This window comes from Streptomyces sp. JNUCC 63, from assembly GCF_054366325.1.
On record NZ_CM135963.1, the window covers coordinates 4,839,898 to 4,864,443 of the forward strand.

Sequence of the window (24,546 nt, forward strand, 5' to 3'; positions counted from 1 at the left end):
CCTTCCCGGCCGGCTATTTCCTGGCGCGCTTGTCGGCACCGCTGGTGAAGGCCTCGTACGCCTCCAGGACCTCCTCGGTCGGCCCGTCCATGCGGAGTTCCCCGCGCTCCAGCCACAGCACGCGCTCGCAGGTGTCGCGGATCGACTTGTTGTTGTGGCTGACCAGGAAGACCGTGCCGGCCTCCTTGCGCAGCTCCCGGATGCGTTCCTCGGAGCGCTGCTGGAACTTGCGGTCGCCGGTGGCCAGCGCCTCGTCGATCAGCAGGACGTCGTGGTCCTTGGCGGCGGCGATGGAGAAGCGCAGCCGGGCCGCCATGCCGGAGGAGTAGGTGCGCATCGGCAGCGTGATGAAGTCGCCCTTCTCGTTGATGCCGGAGAAGTCGACGATCTCCTGGTAGCGCGACTTGATCTCCTCGCGGGACATGCCCATGGCCAGGCCGCCGAGGTGGACGTTGCGCTCGCCGGTCAGGTCGTTCATCAGCGCCGCGTTCACGCCGAGGAGGGAGGGCTGGCCGTCGGTGTAGATCTTGCCGCTCTCCACCGGCAGCAGGCCCGCGACGGCCTTGAGCAGGGTGGACTTCCCGGAGCCGTTGGTGCCGATCAGGCCGATCGCCTCGCCCTTGTAGGCGACGAACGAGACCTTCTTCACCGCGTGAACCCGGCGTACGCCGGCGGCCTTCTCGGCCTTCTGGCGGCGCAGGATGCGGTTGAGGGCGGCGGTCGCGCTGCCGCGGCCGGAACCGGTGCCGTTGACCCGGTAGACGATGTCGACCTTGTCGGCGATGACGGTGGGGACGGGTTCGGTGTTCTCAGCCACGGCCGTACGTCTCCTCAGCCTTCCAGAAGTAGATGAACCCGCCGACACCGGCGAGCAGCGCCCAGCCCAGCGCCAACGCCCACACGTGGTGCGGGAGCTGGTTCGCCTTGAAGCTGTCGATCAGCGCGAAGCGCATCAGGTCGATGTAGACGGCGGCCGGGTTTGACTCCAGCAGCACCTTCACCACGTGCGGCATATTGGTGTGCTTGAGCGTCTTGTCGATGCTCCACATGACGCCGGAGACGTACATCCAGGTGCGCAGGACGAACGGCATCAGCTGTGCGATGTCCGGCGTCTTCGCGCCCATCCGGGCCATGAGCATCGAGACACCGGCGTTGAACACGAACTGCAGCGCCAGCACCGGGAAGGCCAGCACCCACGACACGCCGGGCGTCATGCCGAAGCAGAGCAGGATCACCACGAGGGCGGCCATCGAGAACAGCAGCTGCTGGAGCTGCTGCAGCGCGAACGAGACCGGCAGCGCGGCCCGCGGGAAGTGCAGGGCCCGCACCAGGCCGAGGTTGCCGGAGATCGCGCGGGTGCCGGACATGATCGAGTTCTGCGTGAACGTCCAGACGAACACCCCCGTCACCAGGAACGGGATGTAGTCGGCCACACCGCGGCTGGTGCCCAGCAGGACGCCGAAGATGAAGTAGTACACCGCCGCGTTCAGCAGCGGGGTGGCCACCTGCCAGATCTGGCCGAGCTTCGCCTCGCTGTACTGGGCGGTGAGCTTGGCCGTGGCGAAGGCGCTGATGAAGTGGCGTCGCGCCCACAGCCGGCGCACGTACTCCGGCAGGGAGGGGCGGGCGCCGCTGACGGACAGGCCGTGGCGGGCGGCGAGCGCCGCGAGGTCGTCCTCGGCCGGGGCCGGGGCGGGGGGCGGTGCGTGGAGGACCTGGCTCACATCCGTTGCTTTCGCTCGGAACGTTTTTCTTACGGCTCTCTTCACAGTTTCTTACGTCGGGACGGGACCGTATCGTCGCAACGTGAGCGTAGGGCGAAGTGACGTCGGGACGCAACCGTTTCGTCGTCACGCCCTATGCTGGGCCCATGACGACGAACGCCGAGGACTCCCGGACGCGTCCGCGCCGCCGCGCCCCCGCCGGGGCGGCCGTACTGCGCGAGGACGTGACGGAGGCGATCCGGGCCGCGGTCTTCGAGGAACTCGCGGCCGTCGGCTACGCGCGCATGTCCATCGAGGGGATCGCGCGGCGCGCGGGCGTCGGCAAGACCGCGGTGTACCGCCGCTGGCGCTCCAAGCTGCACCTGGTGCTCGACATCGTCTCGGCGCTCGCCGTGCGGGGCCTGCCCGCGCCGGACACCGGCTCCCTGGAGGCCGACCTGCGGCTGCTGTACGAGGTGACCTCCCGGGCCCTGCGCCACCCCGTGGCCTCGCAGATCATCCCGGATCTGCAGGCCGAGGCGGCCCGCAACCCGGACATCGCCGAGGCCGTGCAGAAGGCCCTGCGCGACGGCCAGGAGAGCGTGGCCAGCAGCATTCTGACGGCGGCCGAGGGCCGCGGCGAGGTCCGCCCCGGCCTGGACCGGGACCTGGCCCTGGACCTGATCTCGGGCCCGCTGTACTGGCGCGCGGTCGTCATCCGCACCCCGAAGCTCCCCAAGGGCTACCTGGACGCCCTGGCCCGGGGGACGGCGGAGGCCATCAAGGCGCTGTGAACACACCTGACGGCGGCTGAAACGCCGCTGGGCCCGCCGGAGCGGGCCCAGTGGCGGAGGACACGCGGTCAGTCGCGGGCCGCCTCCGGATGGCGGTGGGTCCAGCCCTGCCAGGCCGAGGTGATCATGTCGTGGACGTCGTGCTTGGCCTGCCAGCCGAGTTCCGTGGCGATGCGGTCGGCGGAGGCGACGACGCGGGCGGGGTCGCCGGGGCGGCGCGGGGTGACCGTCGGGGGGCTGTCGTAGCCGGTGACGGCGTTGATCGTGTCGATCATCTCGCGCACCGAGACGCCCTCGCCGCGGCCGATGTTCAGGGTGAGGTCCAGACCCGGGGAGGACAGCAGGGCGCGGGCCGTGGCCACGTGGGCCTCCGCGAGGTCCACGACGTGGATGTAGTCACGGATGCAGGTGCCGTCCGGCGTGGGGTAGTCGTCGCCGAAGATGCGCGGGGGCGCCTTCTCGGTCAGCCGCTCGAAGACCATCGGGACCAGGTTGAACACGCCGACGTCGGCCAGCTCCGGACTCGCCGCGCCCGCCACGTTGAAGTACCGCAGGGACGCCGTGGCCAGGCCTGTCGCCCGGCCCGTGGCACGGACCAGCCACTCGCCGGCCAGTTTGGTCTCGCCGTACGGCGACATGGGCACGCACGGAGTCTCCTCCGTGACCAGGGCGTCGTCCCGCGCGGCGTACGGCATGCCGTACACGGCCGCCGAGGAGGAGAACACGAACGCCCCGACCTCGGCCGCCGTCACGGCCTCCAGCAGGACGCGCAGGCCCTCGACATTCTCCCGGTAGTAGTGCAGCGGCCGGTCCACCGACTCGCCCACCTGCTTCTTCGCGGCCAGGTGGACGACCCCGGTCACCTCGTGCCCGGCGAGCGCGCGCGCCACCCGGTCGCCGTCCAGGGTGGAGCCCACCACCAGCGGGACCCCCTGCGGGACGCGCTCGGCGATGCCGGTGGACAGGTCGTCGTACACCACCGCCCGCTCGCCCGCTTCCGTCATCGCGCGGACGACGTGCGCTCCGATGTAGCCGGCGCCGCCGGTGATCAGCCATGTCATGTGCGGGCTTCTCCTCGTCAGTTGACCCAGGACGTCGTACGGGTGCGGGAGCGCGGCCGGGGTTCCGCCCCGGCCCGTCCTCAGTGAAGCAGACGGCGGAGCCTGCCACGGAGCACCGACGTGACCCCGCTGAGCCCGGCCGCCAGGCGCAGGGAGAGCGCGCCGGAGTGCGTGGCGTAGGGCTGGACCAGCAGGACGCCGTACCGCACGCTCGGCACGGCACGGCGGCGCAGCAGACCGGCGCCCGCGCGGGCGTGCGCCGTCGCCTCGCGGCTCGTGCCGCCGGCGAAGCACACCCGCACGCGCAGGTCCCAGGTGCCGGCGCCGAGCCCCGCGAGGTCCACGACCGCCTCGGCCGACCAGGTGCCGGCGGTGGCGGGCGTGAGGGGGACGGTGGCGCGCTGGGCCGTGCGGCCCGCCTCCCGGTGCCGCCACTCCAGCTCCAGGGTCCTGGGGCCGGCGGGAGCCACCCCGCCGTACAGCTCGTGCAGGCGCAGCCGCAGCAGGCTGCCACGCGCGCGTGGGCGCAGTTCCGCGTCCACGGCGAGGGGCAGGAGATGTGCCGGCCGGGTCAGGTAGGGCTCCAGCGTGATCTGGGGCAGGTCCTCCGCCCAGACCGGCGTGCCGTCCTTGTCCCGCGCGTACGGCGGGCACAGCCGGGCCGGGCGGGCGGCGAGCTCCTTCAGGCGCGGCAGGTCGCGCGGTTCGGGCGAGGCCAGGATCACCCGTGCGAGGAGGCGGCCGGGGGCCGTCGGGTTGACCCCCAGGTCGGCCGCGTCGTACTCGCCGAGGTACGCGCGGGTGTGCGTCCACCACGCGCGCCGGTACTCCGCGTCGCGCAGGCCCAGCTCGCGCGCGTACATGCGCAGTTCGTGGTCGAGGAACTTGGCTCGCGCGGCTCGCGCGAGCTCCTTCTGGCCGGCGTTCAGCAGGATCTCGTACGCCGTCCGGCTCGCCTCGATGCGCTCTTGCCAGTTGTCGATGGTCGCGCGGTCCAGCGAGATCGACAGGTTTTCGGCGGACCGGCGCACGTTCCACACGTACACCCGGTCCGGGACGAGGGCGATGCGCGGTCCGGCGGCCAGCACGCGCGCGGTGAACACGAAGTCCTCGTAGCGGAAGCGGCCCTCGGGGAAGCGGATGGCGTGCTCGCGCAGGAAGTCGGTGCGGTACAGCTTGTTGACGCACAGGGTGTCGTGCACGAGGCGGGGGAGCCGGGCGGGGCGCGTGAGGACGGCGCTCTCCTTGTAGAGCTGCTCCTGCCACGGCACCTCGCGCCCGGAGGGCAGCTCACGGCGCACGCACAGACCGCTCGCGACCTCCGCGTGCTCCTCCCGTGCGGCGCCGAGCAGCGCGTCCACGGCGCCCGGGGGCAGTACGTCGTCACTGTCGAGGAACATCACGTACGGCGACGTCACCGCGTCGAGGCCGGTGTTGCGCGGGGTGCCGCAGCCGCCGCTGTTCTCCTCGTGCCGGACCACCCGCACTCTCGGATCGGATTCGGCGAGGCGGCCGAGCAGCTCGAAGGTGCCGTCCGTCGAACAGTCGTCGACGGCGACGACCTCGCTGACGGCGGGTCCCTGCGCGAGTGCCGAGCGCACGGCGTCGGCTATGTGGGCGACATCGTTGTAGCCGATCACGACGACGCCGACCTGGGGGGTCTGGTGCGGGTGCATGGAATCCACGGCCGGGAATAGTAGGTGCGGTCGGTAAATCTCCGATTAAGAAGGACTTGGTGTCCCGTGCGGAAGAGGGTGAGACTCGGACTCGGGTTCCCCGTTCAGCCTGATCAATTTCGTCGAGCGCCACAGTTGGCCGAGAGACAGTACCGCGACGGCGGCGAGCAGACCGTCGCGGACGGGCGTGAGGGCACGGCCTGTCCCTGTGCACGCCGCGACCTGGTGGCAGAGCGTGGGGCAGGCGATGACGCTGACCAGACTCGCGAGTGCGACCAGCGCGACCAGCGCGGCCGCGGGGCGCTGTGCGGTCTGCCGTGATGTCGGACACACCGCGGACGCGCCCAGCGGCCAGACCATGTGTCGCGCTCTGATCACCCGGCTGGTGACGGTGAACAGCGGTACGGCGCTCAGCGCGGCGTCGTACGGTGTGGCCCCGTCCAGAGCCGGGCGCGGGCCCGCCACAGCAGCACCGCGCCGGCGATGGCCGGCAGGGCCAGTGACAGGTGGGCGAGGGTGAGCGCCGCGGAGGACTGGGAGTACGTCGGCCAGGGCGGCAGCGCTGGCGACAGCAGCACCACTCCCGTGCCCGGCGGGTACTGCCACACCGTGTCGTGCGCCGGGAAGGCGCCGTGGGACAGCACGACGTACCGGTGCTGGTACAGCTTCCACACCTCACGCGCCACCGGCAGCCGGCGGTCTGGCGGCCCACCGTCGTCACGGGCGCCCGTCCTCCACTGCCGGGTGTCCCGTGGTCGTCGTGCGGGGCTTGCCGGTCCGGTGTCGTCGGCCGTCCGGCGGTCCCGCTGGCCGGCGGTCTGGCGGCCCGCGTCACTCGCAGCCCGGTGTCTCCTCCAGCGCCGCCGTGTCGAGGGCCGTCGTGAGGTGGTCGAGGCGGGTGTGGAGGTCGCGGACCTCCTCGAGGGTGAGACCGGTGGCCGACACGATGCGGCGGGGTATCCGGAGCGCGCGGGCGCGCAGTGCCGTGCCCTGTTCGGTCGGGCGGACCTCCACCGAGCGCTCGTCGCGCGTGCTGCGCTCGCGGCGTACCAGACCGGCCGCTTCCAGGCGCTTGAGCAACGGGGACAGGGTGCCGGAGTCGAGGCGGAGGTGTTCGCCGAGCTTCTTCACAGGGGTCTCGCCGCGCTCCCACAGGACCAGCATCACCAGGTACTGCGGGTAGGTCAGTCCGAGTTCCTTGAGGACCACGCGGTAGACGCCGTTGAAGGCACGCGAGGCGGCGTGCAGCGAGAAGCAGATCTGGCGGTCCAGGCGCAGCCATTCCGCGTCCTGCGCGGCGGCGCCCTGCGGAACCTCGGTAGTCATGCCGTCAGGATAGCTCTGGTGCACTATTTAGTTGTGCGCAATTGAATTGCGTGCTGTACTGGTGCCCAGGCAGCCGCACGACTCCTCGAGAGGGATGGTTTTCCATGGACACGCTCTACACCGCCGTCGCCACCGCCACCCACGGCCGCGAGGGCCGCGCCGTCAGCTCCGACGGCCGCCTCGACCTGCAGCTGGCCCTCCCGGTGGAGATGGGCGGCAACGGGCAGGGCACCAACCCCGAGCAGCTGTTCGCCGCCGGCTACGCCGCCTGCTTCGCCAGCGCCCTCGGCCTCGTCGGCCGCCGGGCCGAGGTGGACGTCGGCGACGCCGCGGTCACCGGCGAGGTCGGCATCGGCAAGCAGGGCGAGGGCTTCGCGCTCGCCGTCACCCTGCGCATCGAGCTGCCCGACTCCGTCGACGAGGCCACCGGCCGCAAGCTGGTCGAGCAGGCCCACCAGGTCTGCCCGTACTCCAACGCCACCCGGGGCAACATCCCGGTCGAACTCGTCATCGAGTGACCGGGCTCAGCCCTGCCTCCTCACTCGTCGCCCGCGGGCCCGGTACGCCCACCGCCACCCGGCCCGCCGCGCCCTCCAGCAGCAGCGGCACTCCCACCACCGGCAGCAGCCAGGCGAGCACGATCAGCCGTTCGCCCCACACGGTGATGTCGGGATGCGCCGCCTGCGTGAGGATCCCGGTGAAGGCGGCCGCCACTGCACACAGGCCGAACGCCCGCTGCCGCCGCAGCGCACCCCACGCGCCCGCGGCGAGCAGTGCCGCGAACAGCGGCTGCCACAGCTGCCGGCGCAGCCACTCCAGCCAGAAGTTCGCCTCCAGGTGCGGCAGCTCCCGCCAGGGACGGGCGAGGTCGGGCCGGGCGTAGTGGCCGGTGAGCAGGTCCTGCAGGCTGTCGCTCCCGGTCGGATAGCGCAGTGCCCGGGCCAGCAGCACCGTGCCGACCACGGCACAGCACGCCACCGCCGTGACCGCCAGGACCCCGCGCCCCACCGGCCGCCGCCGCGTCCACCGCCGTACGGCGATCAGCGCGCCCGCGGCGGCCAGGCACAGCCCCAGGAACAGCGCCTGGGAGTGCTTGACCGTGAACAGCGCGAGCAGCGAGCCCGCGACCAGAGCGGTCCCGGCCCGCCCGCGCCCCTCCAGCGCCAGCGAGCAGCCCCACAGCGCCGCCAGGGTCAGCGCCAGCATCAGGCCCTCGGCCATCGGCCGCATGGCCGTGGTGCCGCACGGCAGCACGTAGTAGAGGCCCTGGCCGGTCAGCGCCAGGGGCACGGGCACCCGGCGGCTGCGCAGCAGCAGATGGACGAGGACACCGCCGGCGACCGTGACGACGACACTCGCCGCCCACATCCCCCACGTCGCGCCGAACACCGTGATGAACGGGATCAGGAACACCGGATAGCCCGGCCGCACCTCGAAGATCCGCATGAAGCGCGCCGACGTGAACGGCAGGGTGTGCCCGCCGGTCTGCCCGGCGCGCAGCCGCGCGTCCACCTCGCGCCACAGCTCGGCCCGGCACTCCTTCGCCACCCGCGCCGCCGGGCTCGGCTCGTGGAAGCGCAGCACGTCCACGCTCTGCCCGCGGCGCGCGCGGGCCGCCTCGCCGGCGCACACGTAGTCGATGGTGACGGCCGCCGCCTCCCGCTTGCTCTCGCCGCGCAGGCTCAGCGCGTACGACAGGTAGTTCTTGGTGTCGGGGGTGTCCCGGCCGGTGACGGTGGAGAGCTGGAGCAGCGCGAACAGCGCGGCCAGGACCAGTACCCACGTGCGGGGCCGCCAGGAACGCCACCCGGGCGTACGCGCCCTCATGACGGCGCCAGCAGGTCGTGGCCCGAGGCCTGTGCGGGCAGCTGGGCGACCGCCCCGGTCGGCGCGGGTGCCGACGGCTCCGGTGCCCAGTCCTCCTCGCCGAGGATCAGGGTCCGTACCACCCGCTCGGCCGCCCAGCCGTCGTCGAACTCGCAGAACCGCGCCCGGAAGCCGGTCCGCAGCCGCGCCGACTCGGTGTCCCGCCAGCTCCCGGACGCGAACAGCCACGCCAACTCCCGGTAGGACCGCGACACATGGCCCGGCGGATCGGCGGTGATGTCGAAGTACGCGCCCCGGCTCGCCGTGTACGCCTCCCAGTCGTCGGCGTGCACCACGATCGGCCGGTCCAGGTTGGCGTAGTCGAACATGATCGACGAGTAGTCGGTGACCAGCACGTCGGCGGCGAGCATGACCTCCTCCACGTGCGGCTCGTCGGTCGCGTCGACCAGCACCCCGCGCCGGTGCAGCTCGGCCAGGCCCATCCCGCGCGCCGGACCGGCCCCCGGCGACGGGTGCAGCCGTACGACGAGGGTGTGGCCCTCGCCGAGGTCCGCGGCGAACCGGGCCAGGTCGACGCGCTCGACGTATCCGCCGCGCCGGTACTCACGGCGCGTCGGCGCGTACAGCACCACCGTGTGCTCCGGTGGGATGCCCCACCGGGCGCGTACGGCGGCGCCCGCGCCGGGCCGGGCACCCACGAGCACGTCGTTGCGGGGGCTGCCGGTGCGCGCGGAGGTGAACCGGCAGGGATAGGCCCGCTCCCACACCAGCTCGGAGTGGCGGTTGGCGACCAGGCTGTAGTCCCAGCGGTCCGCGCGGCACAGCATCCGCGGAACGTCGACGCCGTGCCGGGCGCCGGGCTTGCCCAGCAGGTCGGCCGCCATGTACTTCAGCGGGGTGCCCAGGTGGGTGTGGATGTGGACGCTGCCGGGCCGCTTGGGCAGGGCGGCGGGCCAGTTGACGTTGTTGACGAAGAACGCGGCGCGCGCGGCGAGCTGCCGGTGGCGCAGGGTGCCGGGCAGGACGTACTCCACGTCCTGCGGCAGCAGCGCGGCCTGCTCCCGGTCCTTGACCACCCACACCCCGCGCAGATGCGGCGCGACCTCCCGCGCCTTGCGGTGGATCGCCGCCGGGTCACCGAGCATCCCCCGGTGCGAGAACGCCGAGTACAGGACGAGGTCGGGGTCCAGCGGGCGGCGGGCGTGCAGCGCGGCCCAGCCGCCCTTGACCCGTCCGGCCGCGGCCCGGCGGACCCGCAGCGCGCGGCGCCCGAGCTCCCGGCCGGCCCTCCCGGACTGGCGCCTGACCTGGTAGGCGGCGTAGCTGCCCTCCAGTACCCGGACCGCACCGGACGTGTCGGCGCCGGCCGGCCGGCGCGCGCGGAACACCTCGGCGGTACGGCGGAAGAACTCGGCCTTGTCCGAGGGCGGCAGCCGGTCCGGCTTGGCGAGGACGTCCAGGCAGTGCTCGCCCATCTTCCGGTGCAGATACGGCCGCCAACTCGCCAGCTGAGGGCGGGAGTCGAGATACGCGAAGACCCGCTCGTACTGGTCGTGGATGTCGAAGTGCTTGCGGCTGGTGGTGGACAGGATGTTGCCCCGGCGGCGCTGGCGGTAGAGCAGGCAGATCCGGTCGAGCGTGGCGATCCGGCCCGCGCTGAGCATCACTGGGAACGTCCAGGGAGTGTCCTCGTAGTAACCGGGCGGGAAGGTGAAACCGTGCTCCTCGACGAAGTCGCGCCGGTAGACCTTGTTCCACACCACCATCAACAGGTCGAGGATCTCCGGGTGTTCGGCGGCCGTGAAGGTGCCGTCCCCTGCTTCGGTCAGCACCCGGGCCAGCACGTTGCGCCGGGTCCCGCCCCACCAGTACGTGCGCGCGTAGTCGAAGACCAGCACGTCCGGGTCGCCCGTCTCGGCCAGCCGGTCGGCCATGGCGCGCAGCGCGCCCGGGGTGAGGGTGTCGTCGCTGTCGAGGAAGAACAGGAAGTCGCCGGTGGCGAGCGGCATTCCGGCGTTGCGGGCGCGGCCGAGCCCGACGTTCTCCGGCAGGTGCAGCACGCGCACGCGTGGGTCGCGGCCGGCGTACTCGTCGAGGATCGCGCCGCAGCCGTCCGGGGAGCGGTCGTCGACGGCGATCACCTCGAAGTCCCGGAAGGACTGCGCCAGTACGGAGTCCAGGCACTCGCGCAGGAAGCCCTGCACCTTGTAGCAGGGGACGATGACGCTGAAGCGGGGCAAGGCTCTTGTCAGCTCCTTACGAGGGTGGCGGCGGGGGCCGGGACGCGCTCGGCGAGCGGGATCACGGGCGGGAGCTGCTCGGGCGGCTCGCCGAGGAACACCCGGCGTACGACCCGCTCGGCGGCCCGTCCGTCGTCGAACTGGCAGAACCGCTCACGGAAGCGCGCCCGCAGCTCCGCCGACTTCGGGCCCGCGTACGAGCCGTCGCGGAACAGGCGTGCCAGCTCCTCAGGGGTGCGCGCGACCGGGCCGGGCGGCAACTGCATGAGGTCGAAGCAGACGCCCCGCGTCTCCCGGTAGACCTCCCAGTCGTCGGCGTGGATCACGATCGGCCGGTCCAGGTTGGCGTAGTCGAACATGATCGACGAGTAGTCGGTGATCAGCGCGTCGGCGGCCAGGCACACGTCCTCCGAGGAGCGGTGCGCGGTGACGTCGATGATCCGGCCGCCGCTGCCCGGCCCGCCCCGGTCGTAGAAGTAGTGGGCGCGCAGCAGCACGACGACGTCCTCGCCGGCCGCCGCGCAGAAGGCCTCCAGGTCCAGACCCGGCTCGAAGCCGGTGTGGTGGTCCCGGTGGGTGGGCGCGTACAGGACAGCCACCCTGCCTTCCGGCACACCCAGTTCGCGGCGGACGCGGGCCACGTCCTCGGCGCGGGCCGTGCAGTACACGTCGTTGCGCGGATAGCCGTACTCCAGGGGCTCGTACGCGCCCGGGAAGGCGCGCTCCCACATCTCGGTGGAGTGGCGGTTGGAGGAGAGGTTGTAGTCCCAGCGGTCCACGCGGCGCAGCAGCTTGGTGAAGCTGCCGGACTGGGCCGCGACCACCGGGTACGTCGACTGGTCGCAGCCCATGGTCTTCAGCGGGGTGCCGTGCTGGGTCTGCAGGTGCACGCTGCCGGGGCGTTTGACGACGGCGTCGGCGAAGTTGGCGTTGTTCACCAGGTACTTGGCGCGGGCCAGCACCTTCCAGTAGCGGTGGCTGCCGATCAGCGCGTGGTCGACGCCCTCGGGGACGGTGTGTTCCTGGCCGGGCTCCACCAGGAACACCGCGCGCAGATGCGGGGCGAGTTCACGGGCCTTGGCGTGCAGGGCGGCCGGGTTGCACGCGTAACCGCGGCCCCAGTAGGCGCAGTACACGACGAGGTTCCGGTCGAGCGGGCGGTGCAGGTGCCAGCGGTAGGCCAGGCGCGTCAGCAGGCCGCCCGCGCGGGGAAGCCGGCCGGCCACCGCCCGCAGCCGGTCCACGGCGCACAGCGCGCGAAACGCCGTGTACGCCCCCGCCGCCAGCAGCCGGTGCCGCGCGCCGGACCGGCCGCCCGGCACCCGGAACCCGGCCGGGCGGTGGCCGCGGTACACGCGGCGCGCCCGGCGGAAGAAGGCCCGGCGCCGGCGCGCGGGCAGCCGCTCCGGACGCGCGGCCGTGGCGAGAACCGTGTCGAAGAGCTGCTCGAACAGCGGTGCGAACCGTTCCGTCGGCAGTCCCTCTTCGGCGGCCCGGACGAGCACCCGCTCGGTCTGGTCGAGGAGGTCGAGCTGGTGCTCGCCCGGGAGTTCGAGCCGGCTGCCCTGCCGGCGCAGCAGATGCCGTACGACGACCCGGCGCAGCACCGCGATCCGTTCGGCGGCCACGGTCACCAGACCGCCCCAGCCGACGTCGGTGCGGTGCCCGTCGGGGAAGGCCAGGCCGTGGCCGGTCACGAAGGAGCGGCGGTAGGCCGCGCCCCACGCGGGCAGTGGGACGCCGGTCAGCCGCGGGGCCTCGGCGGGGGAGAAGGCGGGCGCCGAGACCGTGACCGGGGGCGGCCCGGCCGTGGTGACGGGCTCGCCCTCCCACCACGGCGTCCGCTCGTGCTCGAAGTACAGCACGTCGACGTCACCCGTCTCCTCCAGCCGGGCGGCCAGCGCGGTCAGCGCGCCCGGCACCAGGACGTCGTCGCCGTCGAGGAACAGCAGATACGCGCCGCTCGCCGCCCGCATCCCGGCGTTGCGCGCCGCGCCGAGGCCCGCGGACGGCGGCGAGTGCACCGGGGTGATCCGCGAGTCCCGCCGGGCGTACCCGGCGGCGACGTCGGCGGCCGGGGCGTCGGGGCCGTCGCACACCGGGATCAGCTCGAAGTCGCCGAACGACTGGGCGAGGGCCGAGTCCAGCGCCTGGGACAGCCGGCCCGCGACCCCGTGGGACGGAACGATGATGCTGAAGCGGGGCATTCTGCTCTTTTCGTCGTTGTCCGGGTTCTGCGTCACATGTCGGAGTGCGTACGGACTCCCGAAAGAGCAAACGGCGTTCAAAGCGTCCGGGTGACGGTCTGCCGGACGGCGGGTTGCGGCACGGTGGCGAACAGGAAACCGATGGGTGCCGCGCCACGAAGAAGTCGCGTCGTGAACATCGCGGAGCACACAGGGACTTGACTGCCCGCTCGGCCGTCCGGCGGCACCGGGCCGTCGCCGGCCGGCCGGAGCGCCCGGGGCGTGCGGTGCGGGCCGAGGCGGACCAGGGCGTGCCGCAGAACCTGTTGTGCGCGGACGATGACACCGAGCGAGAACTGACATCGAGTCACGACGTGGTCACGATCGCCCACTTGACAGTGTGGGCGCTCTTGCCGACTCCAGGGCCCCGGCGTAGACCAGACCGCACGGGACAGCGCTCGGACGTTCGACGAGGAACGGAGAACGGGGCAGTCATGCGCAGCACGAGCAGCACCATCCGGACACACCACACCGCCAGGACCGCCAGGACCGTCAGAACCGTCAGAACCGCCAGGACCGCCAGGACCGCCAGAACCGCGGCAGCCGTCGCCGCAGGAGCACTGGCGCTCTCCCTCACCGCGTGCGGCGGCGGAAGCAGCGACAAGAAGAGCGGCGACGACCAGAGCAGCAGCAAGGGCGCGGAAACCGCCGCCACCGTCACCCTTCCCAAGCTGAACGGCACGACGCTGGAGGTCGCCGCCGTCTGGACCGGCGGCGAGCAGGCGAACTTCAAGAAGGTCCTCGCGGAGTTCGAGAAGCGCACGGGCGCCAAGGTCACCTTCGTCCCCGCCCAGGACCCGATCATCAACTTCCTCGGTTCGAAGATCGCGGGCGGCCAGCCGCCGGACGTGGCGCTGCTCCCGCAGCCGGGCGCCATCAAGCAGGCCGTGGACAAGAAGTGGGCCAAGCCGCTGGGCCCCGAGGCCCAGGAGCAGCTCACCAAGAACTACTCGCAGGGCTGGCAGGACATCGGCAAGGTCGACGGCAAGCAGTACGGCGCCTACTACAAGGCCGCCAACAAGTCGCTGATCTGGTACAACGCGAAGGTCTTCGAGAACGCGGGCGCGAGCGAACCCAAGACCTGGAAGGACCTGCTGACGACGGCGCAGAAGGTCTACGACTCCGGTGTCACCCCGTTCTCGGTCGGCGGCGCCGACGGCTGGACGCTCACCGACTGGTTCGAGAACGTCTACCTCTCCCAGGCCGGCCCGGAGAAGTACGACCAGCTCGCCCGGCACAAGATCAAGTGGACCGACCCGTCCGTCAGGGACGCGCTCACCACGCTCGCCCAGATCTGGTCCAAGAAGGACTACGTCGCGGGCGGCCCGAACGGCGCGCTGCAGACCGAGTTCCCGGCCTCCGTCACCCAGACCTTCACCGGAGGCGACCAGCCGAAGGCCGGCATGGTCTACGAGGGCGACTTCGTGCAGGTCAACATCGGTGAGACCAAGGCCAAGGTGGGCACGGACGCGAAGGTGTTCCCGTTCCCGGCCGTGAGCGGCACCGCGCCGGTGGTCTCCGGCGGTGACGCGGCGGTGGTCCTGAAGGACTCCAAGGCGGCTCAGGCGCTGGTCACCTTCCTGGCCTCCTCGGACGCGGCGACGATCCAGGCGAAGCTCGGCGGCTACCTCTCCCCGAACAAGAACGTGCCGAACTCGGCCTACCCGAACGAGGTGCAGCGCAAGATCGCCCAGGCCCTGATCGACTCGGGCGACGACTTCCGCTTCGACATGTCCGACCAGGCCCCGCAGGCCTTCGGCGGCACGCCCGGCAAGGGCGAGTGGAAGGCCCTGCAGGACTTCCTGAAGAACCCGGGCGACGTCGCGGGCGCCCAGGCGAAGCTGGAGAAGGACGCGGCCGCGGCGTACGGCGGCGGGAGCTGATCCGGCCATGACGTCGGCCACGGCGGCGGGAGCTGATCCGGCCCCCGCCGCGCCCCGTACGCGCAAGAGCGTGACCGGCACCCGCAAGGCCGTGGCGGCCCTCTTCCTGCTGCCCGCCCTGGTGCTGCTCGGCGCGCTCGTGGTCTACCCCATCGGGTACTCGGTCGTCCGCAGCTTCTACAACGCCTCGGGCGACGGATTCGCCGGGTTCGACAACTACAAGGCCCTGTTCACCGACGACGGCATCCGCACCGCGCTGAAGAACAACGTCATCTGGGTGGTGTTCGCGCCGACGGTCGCCACCGCGCTCGGTCTGGTCTTCGCGGTGCTGACCGAACGGGTGCGCTGGGGAACGGCGTTCAAGCTGGTCGTCTTCATGCCGATGGCGATCTCCATGCTGGCGGCCGGGATCATCTTCCGGCTGGTGTACGACCAGGACCCGGACAAGGGCGTCGCCAACGCGGTGTGGGTCGGGGTGCACGACACCTTCGCCCAGTCCTCGGCGTTCCCGAAGGCGCACCCGGGCCGGAACTCGCCGCTCGAGCCGGACCAGGGCGGTTTCATCACCCCGGCCACGGTCCGTGCCGGCCAGTCGGTGACCCTTCCGCTCGTCGGCGTCGCCCCCGACCAGATGCCGAAGAGCGCGAAGAAGGCCGCGCGGGCCGAGCCGGAGCCGGGGAAGATCACTGGCACGACCTGGCAGGACTTCACCCGCGGCAAGGGCGTCGGAAAGCTCGGCGAGGTCGACGCCTCCGAGCTCGGCTACGCCGGGATGCGCATCGAGGCGGTCAAGGACGGCAAGGTGGTGGCGTCGGCGAAGGCCGCCGACGACGGCACGTTCACACTGCCCGCCAAGGCTGACGGCGCCCAGCTCCGGCTCCCGGCGAGCAACTTCAAGGCGCCGTACAACGGCGTGGACTGGCTCGGCCCGTCGCTGGTCACCCCGGCCATCATCGGGTCGTACGTGTGGATGTGGGCCGGGTTCGCGATGGTGCTGATCGCGGCCGGACTCGCGGGCGTGCCCCGGGAGCTGCTGGAGGCCGCCCGGGTCGACGGTGCCAACGAGTGGCAGGTGTTCCGGAAGGTCACGGTGCCGCTGCTGGCCCCGGTGCTCGCGGTCGTCGCGGTCACCCTGATGATCAACGTCCTGAAGATCTTCGACCTGGTCTACATCATCGCCCCGGGCTCCTCGCAGGACGACGCCAACGTGCTCGCCCTGGAGCTGTACCGCAAGGGCTTCTCCGAGGGCCGGCCGGGCATCGCCAGCGCCATCGCGGTGTTCCTGTTGCTGCTGGTCATCCCGGTGATGCTGTTCAACATGCGCAGGCTCAGGCGGGAGGTGCGGCGATGACGGCGGAAGCCGGGAGCCCGACCAGGACGGCGCCCGTCCCCGAGCCCGTGAAGGCGCGGCAGTCCCTGGGCGCGCGGCTGGTGGAGGCCGTCGGCGGCGGCGTACTGAGGGCCTTCCTGATCGTGGTGGGCCTGTTCTGGCTGGTCCCGACGATCGGTCTGCTGCTGTCGTCGCTGCGCGCGCCGCAGGACATGAGCGCGAGCGGCTGGTGGACCGTGTTCAGCAAGCCCTCGCAGCTGACCTTCGACAGCTACCAGAGGCTGCTGGAGAACAGCGACATCACCAACTCACTGGTGAACACCGTCCTGATCACGGTCCCGGCGACGGTCCTGGTGGTCGTGGTCGGCTCGCTGGCGGGCTACGCGTTCGCGTGGATGGAGTTCCCGGGCCGGGACTGGTGGTTCCTGGCCGTGGTCGGCCTGCTGGTCGTACCCGTGCAGGTGGCCCTCATCCCGATCGCCGAACTCTTCGGCAAGATCGGCCTGTTCGGCACGATCTTCGGGGTGATCCTGTTCCACACGGGCTTCGGCCTGCCCTTCGCGGTGTTCCTGCTGCGGAACTTCTTCGCCGAGATCCCCCGCGAGCTGCTGGAGGCGGCCCGCCTGGACGGCGCCGGTGAACTGCGGCTGTTCGCCCGCGTGGTGATGCCGCTCGGCGGGCCCGCGATCGCGAGCCTGGCCATCTTCCAGTTCCTGTGGGTGTGGAACGACATGCTGGTCGCGCTGGTGTTCACCAAGTCCGGTACGCAGCCGATCACGGTCGCCCTGCAGACGCAGGTACGCCAGTTCGGCAACAACATCGACGTACTGGCACCCGGCGCGTTCATCTCCATGGTGATCCCGCTTGCCGTGTTCTTCGCCTTCCAGCGGCAGTTCGTGTCCGGCGTGATGGCGGGCGCGGTCAAGTAACCGCGGCACCACGGCAAGGGCGGGCCGGCACCGGCCCGCCCCCTCGGCCGTTCAAAGCAACGAGGGAACCTCCGCCGCGGACACCTCCCGCGCCGCCCGCTCCAACGCGCTGGCCAGCAGGGCCAGGTCCGTCGGCCCGTTGCCCAGCTCCCGCACCGAGCGCCGGGTCGGCGGGTCGCCCATGCGCTGCCAGTCCAGGGGGACCACGGTCGGGCGCTGGGTCGCCGTCCGGGGGATACGGCCCGTGACGCGACCGCCCTGGAACGCCGTCACCCGGCCGTCCGCACAGGTCAGCCGCCCGCGTCCGGGTGCCGGCTCGTCCGGCCCCGAGGCCGGTGCGTCCAGCGCGGCCCGCAGCGCGGCCCGGCGCGCCGGTTCGGTCTCCGCCGTACGGCCGCCGGGCGTGGTGGCCGCGACCAGGTGGACGCCGAGCCGCTCGCCCTCCCGGGCCACCGCCTCCAGCGCGCGTATCACGGAACCGGCCGCGGGCCGCCCGGGCGAACCGAGCGCGGGCGAGACCAGGGCGTCCAGGTCGTCGACGACCACGACCAGCCGGGGCAGCGGCGGACCGGCCTCCGCCTGCCGGCGGGCCGCGCCGGGCCGCAGCCGCAGGGTGGAGCTGGGCGGGGTGTCGAGATCGGCCGCGCCGGCGCCGCCCGCGCCGGCCGATCGTGCTCCGGCCGGTCCCGCGCCGGCCCGCTCCGGAGCGGGTGTGCCGCGGGTCGTCGCCGTGCGCTGGGCGACGATACGCCCGGACACCGCGCGCCGGGTGTGCCACTCGGCGAAGTCGGACCGCCCCAGCAGCTCGGCCCGGCGCTTCAGCTCCGCGCTCAGTGACTGCGCGAACTCCCGCATACGGACCGGGTCGTTGGCGGTGAGGTGGGTGGTCACGTGCGGCACGTCCGTACAGACCCGCAGACCGTCGCCGTGGCCGCCGCCCGCGCCGTCCCGGCCGTCCACCAGCACGATGCCCAGGCGGTCGGGGCGCTCGGCGGCGGCGAGCGAGGCGACGACGGAGCGCAGCAGCTCCGTACGGCCGCTGCCCGCCGGTCCCTCGACCAGCAGGTGCGGTCCGTCGGTCACGAGGTCGGCGCAGACCGGCCCGCGCGGACCGGCGCCGAGTATCGCCCAGGCCCGCCCGCCGAGGGCCGTGGTGTCGTCGGCCGCGTCCGCCCAGCGCGCCTGCAGCGACGCCGGGGTGGCCCGGGCCAGCCCCAGCTCGTCCAGCAGCCGCGCCGACAGCGGAAGCGGCGCCGACACCCGGGCGGGGCGGTCTCCGGCGGGCCCGTCCGTCCGCAGGGGGGCCAGGGCACGTGCGAACCGCTCGGCCCACGCGGAGGACACGGCGTCGACGACTGCGACGGTGCCGGGGGCCACGGGGGTGGGAAGCGAGGGTTCCGCCGCCGGGGGCCGGCCGGCCGCGCCGGTGTTCGGTCCGTCGGCCGCCGGGTGTGCCGCGACGCGCATCAACCGCAGTGCCGTCGCCACGTCGCCGCTGAGCAGGGCCACGGCTCCGCACTCCCGGAACACCGGCGACGCCGCGCACGCCGTCTCGTAGGTGTCCGTCACCGGGGACGCGGGCGAGGCGGGCGCCGCCTCGGCGATACACACGACGTGTATCCCGGCCCGGGGCCCCTCCTGCGCCAGGCGGGCCACCGCCTCGCGCACCGCGGCGCCGCCCGGGTCGCCGTCCACGACCACCACGGTGCACGGCCCCGCGAAGCCCCCCTCGTCGGCCGGGTCGTCGTCCCGTGCCCAGGAGGGCCTGCGGGCGGCCGCGCGCGCGTCGGTCGCCCGCGGGCTGCCGGCGGCGGGAGCGGCGCTCGGGTGGTCCTCCAGGCGCCGCAGGAGTTCGTCGGTGCGGGCGGCGGCCTGTTCGCGGTCGTAGGCGAGGAGGAGGCGGCAGTCCTGTCCGTGGGCGGGGCGGACGTGGGGGAGCCAGCCGAGCCAGGACCACTCGGCGGTGCGCTCCGCCACGGGGCGGGCGCGGTCGGCGCTGAGCAGGACGATCTCGAGCGTGTCGGGGGAATGCGCCGCGGCGAGCTGGGCCAGCACCGCGCGCGCGAGCCCGGACAGGCGGGCGCGCGGTCCGGCCAGGCCCAGTGCCCCCACCTCGCGCAGGTCGGCGGTCACCGGGACCGCGGGCAGCAGCCCCGAGCCGTCGGGGGCCGGCCGGTCGGCCGTGCCGAGCCGCACCGTGAGCGCCTCGGGGTGCCCCGGTCCGCGCTCCCACAGCCGCGGTCCCGGGCCCAGTGCCGTCAGCAGCAGCGCCGCGGGGTCCGGCCAGGTCTCCGGCTGCCGTCGTGCGGCGTACGGGGTGGGCGGGTCCTGCGCGGGCGCGTCGGCGGCGGTGTCGTCGCACGGCTCGTGCCGGTCCGCCGCCTGCTCGGCGCGGCCGCCGGCCAGCCGTCGCGCCCAGGCCCCGAGCCCGCCGCGCCTGCGCAGGACCTGCGGTACGTCCGTGCCCCGCGGGGGCGTTCCCTTGCGGCCGCTCGTGCCGTCCACGGCGAAGGCTCCGGCGTGTCCGTCCGCCCCGGACCGTCCCGTGCGGGTCTCGTCGCCGGGGGCGGGCGCGGGTGCCGTGCCGTGTGGGCCGTTGTCGCTCTCGATCCGCGGTGCGTGGGCCTGTGCGGGGACCGCCGGGGGCCGGCCGGGGCCGGGCTGCCAGGTTCCCAGGGTGTGAGACGTGGGTGCTCCTCCGGGCGCCGCCATCGTGCCCGTACCGCGGGTCGTGGCCGCGCCGATCGCCTCGCCCGGTACGCGTGCGTGTGCCGCCCCCGCACCGTTGACGCCGTCCCCCACGCGCGCGTGGGCGCCGTCGGCCGCACCGGCCGGGGGCGGGACGCTGTCGGAGGTGACCCGCACATGGCCCTCACCGTCGGGTGCCGTCCGCACGCGGGCGCTCGGTCCGCCGGACGGCGTCAGGCGCAGGGCGGACTCGCCGATGCGCAGCAGCGCGCCCGGGGCGAAGCGGACCGGGCGGGGGCCGACGCGCCTGCCGTCCAGCACCGTGCCGTTGGTGGAGCCCAGGTCGGCGACCGAGACGCGGCCGTCGGGGCCGACCGTCACCGCGCAGTGCACGCGGGAGACGTCGGGGTCGTCCAGCGGGACGTCGGCGTCGGCGGAGCGGCCCACGGTGATCTGCCCGCCGTGCAGCAGATGGACCCCGCCGGCGTCCGGTCCCGCGACCACGTGCAGCTGGGTCGGGGCGTCGTCCAGTTCGGGGTGCGGCTCGGGGTCGGCGGGGGCGCCCAGGGACAGCACCGCGCCGTCGAGCAGCGGGGGCTCGCCGAGCGTGCAGCGCTGGGCGTCCAGCCGCTCCGCTCCGGCGTACAGCACCACGGGGCCCGCCCCGGGCTCCCGGCCGCCCCGCTCGGACCCCGGGCCCCCCTCACCGGCGACCGCCGCGGCCAGCGCCGACGCCACCGCGGCCAGCGCCGTACCCGCGGGAGCCGTGACCAGCACGTCGCGGCTCGCGGCGCGGCCCCGGGCCGTCGGCGGGCCCAGCGGATCTACGACGGTCAGCCGGATCTGCATCGCCGTCAGCGGTCCCTTCTGCGCGGGCGCCCGCGACCGGCGAGGGACGAAGCCGCCCCGCGGTCCCCCACCGCGGACATCCCCCACCACCGCACGAGCACGTCGGCCAGTTCTGGAAGGCATCCTCGCACCTGCCACGGACAGCGCGCCCGCCGCCCACCGGCAAGTGATCTTGATTGGTCGGCTCTGCCCCCAAAAATGCCTGACCAGTGCCCAGCGAATGTCCTCTTGGTACCCGCTTGAGATCGGTCACGTCCGTATGCGGCAACCAACCGACCGAGCCGAGCGTCTTTCCATCGAGTCCATTGAGTCCATTGAGTCCATCGAACCCATCGAACCCATCGAACATGGACGGCACCCCGTGCGTAAGTCGCCTCGGAAGGAGTCGGCGCGGACCGGGGAGGCATCGCCGACCGCGGCAGCACGACCGCCCGGCATCGCGCGGGGAGGCCCTAGAGTTGGGTCGGAACACCCGCGAGGCGCCCCGGAGGGCGCGGGAACCAGGCAAGCAAGCAACAGGGAGCGCATGACGTGCGGCCGGTAGGCAGCAAGTACTTCCTGGAGGAGCCGCTCGGACGCGGTGCCACCGGGACCGTCTGGCGAGCCCGCCAGCGTGAGACGGCGGGTGCCGAGGCGGCCGTGCCCGGTCAGCCCGGCGAGACCGTCGCGATCAAGGTCCTCAAGGAGGAGCTGGCCAACGACGCCGACATCGTGATGCGGTTCCTGCGGGAGCGGTCCGTGCTGCTCCGGCTGACCCACCCGAACATCGTGCGGGTGCGCGACCTGGTGGTCGAGGGCGATCTGCTGGCGCTGGTCATGGACCTCGTCGACGGCCCCGACCTGCACCGCTACCTGCGCGAGAACGGCCCCTTCACGCCCGTGGCCGCCGCGCTGCTCACCGCTCAGATCGCCGACGCGCTCGCCGCCAGCCACGCCGACGGGGTGGTCCACCGCGACCTGAAGCCGGCCAACGTACTGCTCAAGCAGGACGGCGGCGAGATGCACCCGATGCTGACCGACTTCGGCATCGCCCGGCTGGCCGACTCGCCCGGTCTGACCCGCACCCACGAGTTCGTCGGCACGCCCGCGTACGTCGCGCCCGAGTCGGCCGAGGGCCGCCCGCAGACCTCCGCCGTCGACATCTACGGCGCCGGCATCCTGCTGTACGAGCTGGTCACCGGCCGCCCGCCGTTCTCGGGCGGATCGGCGCTGGAGGTGCTGCACCAGCACCTGAGCGCCGATCCGCGCCGCCCGTCCACGGTTCCCGACCCGCTGTGGGCGGTCATCGAGCGCTGCCTGAGCAAGAACCCGGACGTGAGGCCCAGCGCCGAGAACCTCGCGCGCGGGCTGCGTGTCGTGGCCGAGGGCGTCGGGGTGCACGCGGGCGCCGCGCAGATCGCCGCCGCGGAGGGCGTCGCGGCGCTGCTGGCGCCCGACCCGGCGCCCGCGGCCGTGCCGGACGTGCCCGGTGCCGCCGACCCCACCCAGGTGCTGCCGCAGGGCGCGGCGTCGTACGACCCGAACGCCGCGACCAGCGTCCTGCCGCACGGCGGCGGACCGGGCGGGGTGCCCGGCGCGGCCGACCCGACCAGCGTGCTGCCCCAGCACGGCGCCGCCGATCCCACGCGCGTGATGCCGCCGATGCCCGAGGGACGGCCGGGCGCCGGTCCGCAGGGCCAGGGCCAGCAGCCCGACCAGCCGCACCCCTGGCAGTCCCAGCTGCGTGCCGCGCGTGACCGCAACGAGCAGACGCAGGTCCAGTACCTGGATCCGAGCGAGGACCCGCTGCGCCGGCGCCCCCAGCGGCAGGTGGCCCGGCCGCAGCAGCAGCCACGGCCGGCGCCGCGTCCGCAGCCTTCCCGGCCGCAGCCCGGCTACGGCCATCCGCAGCGGCAGCCTCAGCAGTACGCCCCTCAGCCCCAGCGGTACGCGCCACCCGCCCCCCAGCCGGAGCCGCGCAGGCCGGCCCGCGAGCCGCGGCCGCCGCGGCAGCGCAGCGCGAACCCGATGAGGATCCCCGGGCTCGGCTGCCTCAAGGGGTGCCTGTTCACGATCGTCATCCTGTTCGTGGCCGGGTGGCTGGTCTGGGAGCTGACTCCGCTGCAGGACTGGATCGGGACCGGCAAGGGCTACTGGGCCCAGCTGAGCGACTGGACCCAGCAGGTGTCCGACTGGATCAAGAAGCTGAGCGGCAACTGACGGCGCGTGGGCGGAGGAGTGCGCGGGCTGCCCCGCCGTCGCCTCCGCCCTCGCGAGTTTGGGTATTTGTCGACAGCCGACGGGTGATTTCCGCCTCCGCGGTGAAGGTTGGCTCGCGGGACGCGTAGTTTTATCGGCAACACGCGTCTGTAGGAGCAGTCTTGGCACGGAAGATCGGCAGCCGGTACACCGCCAACCAGATCCTGGGGCGGGGCAGCGCCGGCACGGTGTGGCTCGGCGAGGGGCCCGACGGGCCCGTCGCGATCAAGCTGCTGCGCGAGGACCTCGCGTCCGACCAGGAGCTCGTGGGCCGCTTCGTACAGGAGCGGACGGCGCTGCTGGGCCTGGAGCATCCGAACGTGGTCTCCGTACGGGACCTGGTGGTCGACGGCAACGACCTCGCCCTCGTCATGGACCTGGTCCGCGGTACGGACCTGCGCACCCGTCTGGAGCGGGAGCGGCGGCTCGCGCCCGAGGCGGCGGTGGCGATCGTGGCCGACGTGGCCGACGGGCTGGCCGCGGCGCACGCGGCGGGGATCGTGCACCGGGACGTCAAGCCGGAGAACGTGCTGCTGGACATGCAGGGGCCGCTGGGGCCCGGCGGTTCGCACCCGGCGCTGCTGACGGACTTCGGTGTGGCCAAGCTCATCGACTCGCCGAAGCGGACGCGCGCGACGAAGATCATCGGTACGCCGGACTATCTCGCACCGGAGATCGTGGAGGGGCTGCCGCCACGGGCCGCCGTGGACATCTACGCGTTGGCCACGGTGCTGTACGAGCTGCTGGCGGGCTTCACGCCGTTCGGCGGAGGGCACCCGGGCGCGGTGCTGCGCCGGCACGTCACGGAGACGGTGGCGCCGCTGCCGGGCATCCCGGACGAGCTGTGGCAGCTGATCGTGCAGTGCCTGGCGAAGGCGCCGGCCTCGCGGCTGCGGGCGTCGGAGATGGCGGCGCGGCTGCGGGAGCTGCTGCCGACGCTCGCGGGGATGCCGCCGCTGGACGTGGACGAACCGGATGCGGACCCGGTGCGGGAGCCGGGCGAGGAGACGTCCGCGCGGCCGTCCGCGGAAGCGGTCGGGGAGCGGGTACGGCGACGGGGGGCGGTCCCGCTGGTGCCCGGGGCGAAGCCGGACTCCAACCGGGACACGCACACGTCGATGCGGGTGCCGGGGCCGGACGAGCTGGCGGGGGGTGCGCGGGGGACGGCGCGGGTGCCGCGGACGGCGGGCGCGCCGCGGCCGGGCTCGGCCCGCCACCGGGCCGCGGCGCGGCGGCGCCGGCTGACGCTGGGGGGCGCGGGGGTGGTTCTCGCGGCGGTGGTGGGGGCGGGGGCGTGGTGGGCGGCGTCGGGTGACGACGCGCCTTCGCGTCCTCCGGCGGACTCGGCGCCGCCGACGCCTTGACGTCTCGGTGTCTCGGTGGGCGTCCCGGACCCGGGGCTTCGCCCCAGAGCCCGTTTCGGGGCTGCGCCCCGGCTCTGCCACCCGGCCCGCCCGTCTCGGTGGGGTGAGGGGTCCCCGCCCTGGGGCTTCGTCCCGGACCCCGGCCGGGGGCTCCGCCCCAGCCCCCGGCAGGGGGCTTCGCCCCCTGCACCTCCGTTTCCCACTCTCCCACCCGTCTCGCTGGGGGAGAGAGGTTCCGCCCCCCTGCACCGGGGCCTGGTCTGCTCCGCTCACCTCGGCCCGCCCCCGTGCTCCCGCCTCTCAAGCGGCCGAGTCGGGTGGGTGGGCGAGCGAGCCCGGGCCCCGGCGGCCGCCCACCCGGCGTTGCTCGGTCGGCGGAGCCGTTACGCTGG

At 73.4% G+C, this 24,546-nt stretch carries 17 protein-coding genes; 7 read left to right on the top strand and 10 right to left on the bottom strand.

From position 1 onward, the window contains the following. Positions 1–13 precede the first annotated feature (13 nt). Both ACX25U_RS22265 and ACX25U_RS22270 read right to left on the bottom strand, forming a co-directional pair. Positions 14–817: an ABC transporter ATP-binding protein gene (locus ACX25U_RS22265; protein WP_454382578.1), complete on the bottom strand. Its 804-nt coding sequence runs from the start codon at positions 815–817 to the stop codon at positions 14–16. Further along, positions 810–1,724 (bottom strand): ABC transporter permease, encoded by a 915-nt coding sequence (locus ACX25U_RS22270; protein WP_454382580.1) that lies wholly within the window; start codon positions 1,722–1,724, stop codon positions 810–812. The genes ACX25U_RS22265 and ACX25U_RS22270 overlap by 8 nt, the downstream gene beginning before the upstream one ends. A 146-nt stretch (positions 1,725–1,870) precedes the next feature. Between ACX25U_RS22270 and ACX25U_RS22275 the strand changes: the two genes are divergently transcribed. Continuing rightward, positions 1,871–2,497, top strand: coding sequence for a TetR/AcrR family transcriptional regulator (locus tag ACX25U_RS22275; RefSeq protein ID WP_454382582.1), 627 nt, complete (start codon positions 1,871–1,873; stop codon positions 2,495–2,497). Between the two features lie 68 nt (positions 2,498–2,565). Here the strand turns inward: ACX25U_RS22275 and galE are convergent, their stop codons facing one another. The 4 genes from galE to ACX25U_RS22295 all read right to left on the bottom strand — a co-directional run bounded on the left by galE (position 2,566) and on the right by ACX25U_RS22295 (position 6,560). After that, entirely contained in the window at positions 2,566–3,558 is a 993-nt protein-coding gene (galE, locus tag ACX25U_RS22280; RefSeq protein ID WP_454382584.1) for a UDP-glucose 4-epimerase GalE, read from the bottom strand. 80 nt (positions 3,559–3,638) lie between these two features. Beyond that, complete coding sequence (locus ACX25U_RS22285) at positions 3,639–5,234, bottom strand: glycosyltransferase family 2 protein (RefSeq protein ID WP_454394433.1); 1,596 nt, start codon at positions 5,232–5,234, stop codon at positions 3,639–3,641. Between the two features lie 410 nt (positions 5,235–5,644). Further along, positions 5,645–5,920, bottom strand: a complete 276-nt coding sequence (locus tag ACX25U_RS22290; RefSeq protein ID WP_454382586.1) for a hypothetical protein — start codon at positions 5,918–5,920, stop codon at positions 5,645–5,647. Positions 5,921–6,065: 145 nt separating this feature from the next. Continuing rightward, positions 6,066–6,560 (bottom strand): MarR family winged helix-turn-helix transcriptional regulator, encoded by a 495-nt coding sequence (locus ACX25U_RS22295; protein ID WP_454382588.1) that lies wholly within the window; start codon positions 6,558–6,560, stop codon positions 6,066–6,068. 104 nt (positions 6,561–6,664) lie between these two features. On the opposite strand from ACX25U_RS22295, the gene ACX25U_RS22300 reads away from it, so the two are divergent. Next, a complete protein-coding gene (locus ACX25U_RS22300) occupies positions 6,665–7,078 on the top strand; it encodes an organic hydroperoxide resistance protein (protein WP_454382590.1) in 414 nt (137 codons plus the stop codon). Here ACX25U_RS22300 and ACX25U_RS22305 read toward each other — a convergent pair. The 3 genes from ACX25U_RS22305 to ACX25U_RS22315 are packed head-to-tail and all read right to left on the bottom strand — an operon-like array spanning position 7,068 to position 12,834. Next, positions 7,068–8,387, bottom strand: a complete 1,320-nt coding sequence (locus ACX25U_RS22305) for a hypothetical protein (RefSeq protein ID WP_454382591.1) — start codon at positions 8,385–8,387, stop codon at positions 7,068–7,070. The genes ACX25U_RS22300 and ACX25U_RS22305 overlap by 11 nt on opposite strands. Then, the gene (locus tag ACX25U_RS22310; protein ID WP_454382593.1) at positions 8,384–10,627 is read right to left on the bottom strand and encodes a bifunctional glycosyltransferase/CDP-glycerol:glycerophosphate glycerophosphotransferase; all 2,244 of its coding nucleotides are present in this window, start codon (positions 10,625–10,627) and stop codon (positions 8,384–8,386) included. The genes ACX25U_RS22305 and ACX25U_RS22310 overlap by 4 nt, the downstream gene beginning before the upstream one ends. Before the next feature lie 8 nt (positions 10,628–10,635). Further along, complete coding sequence (locus ACX25U_RS22315) at positions 10,636–12,834, bottom strand: bifunctional glycosyltransferase/CDP-glycerol:glycerophosphate glycerophosphotransferase (RefSeq protein WP_454394435.1); 2,199 nt, start codon at positions 12,832–12,834, stop codon at positions 10,636–10,638. A 473-nt stretch (positions 12,835–13,307) separates the two neighbouring features. Here ACX25U_RS22315 and ACX25U_RS22320 point away from each other — a divergent pair, with 473 nt between their 5' ends. From ACX25U_RS22320 to ACX25U_RS22330, 3 genes are read left to right on the top strand one after another with little or no spacing between them, the layout of a single operon-like run. Then, positions 13,308–14,756 carry an ABC transporter substrate-binding protein gene (locus tag ACX25U_RS22320; RefSeq protein WP_454382595.1) on the top strand — a complete coding sequence of 483 codons (1,449 nt, stop codon included), beginning with the start codon at positions 13,308–13,310 and terminating at the stop codon, positions 14,754–14,756. Positions 14,757–14,763: 7 nt separating this feature from the next. Continuing rightward, positions 14,764–16,107 (top strand): carbohydrate ABC transporter permease, encoded by a 1,344-nt coding sequence (locus tag ACX25U_RS22325; protein ID WP_454382596.1) that lies wholly within the window; start codon positions 14,764–14,766, stop codon positions 16,105–16,107. Then, entirely contained in the window at positions 16,104–17,015 is a 912-nt protein-coding gene (locus tag ACX25U_RS22330; RefSeq protein ID WP_454382597.1) for a carbohydrate ABC transporter permease, read from the top strand. Before ACX25U_RS22325 ends, ACX25U_RS22330 begins: the two co-directional genes overlap by 4 nt. 51 nt (positions 17,016–17,066) lie before the next feature. Here the strand turns inward: ACX25U_RS22330 and ACX25U_RS22335 are convergent, their stop codons facing one another. After that, positions 17,067–20,552 carry an FHA domain-containing protein gene (locus ACX25U_RS22335; RefSeq protein ID WP_454382599.1) on the bottom strand — a complete coding sequence of 1,162 codons (3,486 nt, stop codon included), beginning with the start codon at positions 20,550–20,552 and terminating at the stop codon, positions 17,067–17,069. 531 nt (positions 20,553–21,083) lie between these two features. On the opposite strand from ACX25U_RS22335, the gene ACX25U_RS22340 reads away from it, so the two are divergent. Further along, entirely contained in the window at positions 21,084–22,751 is a 1,668-nt protein-coding gene (locus ACX25U_RS22340; protein WP_454382601.1) for a serine/threonine-protein kinase, read from the top strand. Positions 22,752–22,912: 161 nt separating this feature from the next. After that, on the top strand, positions 22,913–24,154 hold the full coding sequence (locus ACX25U_RS22345; protein ID WP_454382603.1) for a serine/threonine-protein kinase: 1,242 nt from the start codon (positions 22,913–22,915) through the stop codon (positions 24,152–24,154). Positions 24,155–24,546 lie beyond the last annotated feature (392 nt).

Bases quoted from the DNA above. Each gene is read 5' to 3' on its own strand.
- ACX25U_RS22320 (WP_454382595.1), top strand. From the start codon at position 13,308: ATGCGCAGCACGAGCAGCACCATCCGGACACACCACACCGCCAGGACC.
- ACX25U_RS22300 (WP_454382590.1), top strand. From the start codon at position 6,665: ATGGACACGCTCTACACCGCCGTCGCCACCGCCACCCACGGCCGCGAG.
- ACX25U_RS22325 (WP_454382596.1), top strand. From the start codon at position 14,764: ATGACGTCGGCCACGGCGGCGGGAGCTGATCCGGCCCCCGCCGCGCCC.
- ACX25U_RS22315 (WP_454394435.1), bottom strand. From the start codon at position 12,834: ATGCCCCGCTTCAGCATCATCGTTCCGTCCCACGGGGTCGCGGGCCGG.
- galE (WP_454382584.1), bottom strand. From the start codon at position 3,558: ATGACATGGCTGATCACCGGCGGCGCCGGCTACATCGGAGCGCACGTC.
- ACX25U_RS22285 (WP_454394433.1), bottom strand. From the start codon at position 5,234: ATGCACCCGCACCAGACCCCCCAGGTCGGCGTCGTCGTGATCGGCTAC.
- ACX25U_RS22275 (WP_454382582.1), top strand. From the start codon at position 1,871: ATGACGACGAACGCCGAGGACTCCCGGACGCGTCCGCGCCGCCGCGCC.
- ACX25U_RS22335 (WP_454382599.1), bottom strand. From the start codon at position 20,552: ATGCAGATCCGGCTGACCGTCGTAGATCCGCTGGGCCCGCCGACGGCC.
- ACX25U_RS22305 (WP_454382591.1), bottom strand. From the start codon at position 8,387: ATGAGGGCGCGTACGCCCGGGTGGCGTTCCTGGCGGCCCCGCACGTGG.
- ACX25U_RS22330 (WP_454382597.1), top strand. From the start codon at position 16,104: ATGACGGCGGAAGCCGGGAGCCCGACCAGGACGGCGCCCGTCCCCGAG.
- ACX25U_RS22295 (WP_454382588.1), bottom strand. From the start codon at position 6,560: ATGACTACCGAGGTTCCGCAGGGCGCCGCCGCGCAGGACGCGGAATGG.